The 511-nt window shown below is 70.6% G+C and carries 1 protein-coding gene; it reads right to left on the bottom strand.

Going from position 1 to position 511, the window contains the following annotated elements; all coding sequences use genetic code 11:
- A partial coding sequence (locus tag A5713_RS09145) for an NAD-dependent epimerase/dehydratase family protein (protein WP_156751811.1) occupies nucleotides 1-511 on the bottom strand: 511 nt, incomplete at both ends.

Raw genomic sequence — 511 nt, 5'->3', positions numbered from 1 at the left:
GAACCGGGTGCGGCGCAACGGCATTCACCGGACCGGACAGCGCTGTGTCCCACAGTGCTCGGTGATACACGTCGACGAGGTCGTCGATCCCGATCCACGAGAGCCATTGCCGGCCGTCGCCCAGCCGGCCACCCAGCCCGGCGCTGAACAACGGGCGCATCAGCTTCAGCGTGCCGCCGCGCGGGGACTGCACGATGCCCGTGCGCACCGGCACCACCCGCACCCCGGCCTGTTCCGCGGGCGCGGTCGTCGCCTCCCAGTCGGCAACGACATCGGCGAGAAAGCCATCCCCGCGTTCGCTGTCCTCGGTGAGGACGTCGTCACCCCGGTCGTACCCGTAGTATCCGATCGCCGAAGCGGTGACCAGCACCGACGGCCGCCGCGGGGTGCGAGCCAGCGCCTCGGCGAGCCGGCGGGTCGGCCCAATCCTGCTGTCGCGGATCACTTTTCGATGCCTCTCGGTGAACCGGCCGGCGATCGATTCGCCGGCCAGGTGGATGACGGCGTCGAC

Source organism: Mycobacterium sp. E2497, from assembly GCF_001668695.1.
In the GTDB taxonomy this organism is placed as follows: Bacteria; Actinomycetota; Actinomycetes; order Mycobacteriales; family Mycobacteriaceae; genus Mycobacterium.
This window is presented reverse-complemented; position numbering and strand designations above follow the sequence as displayed.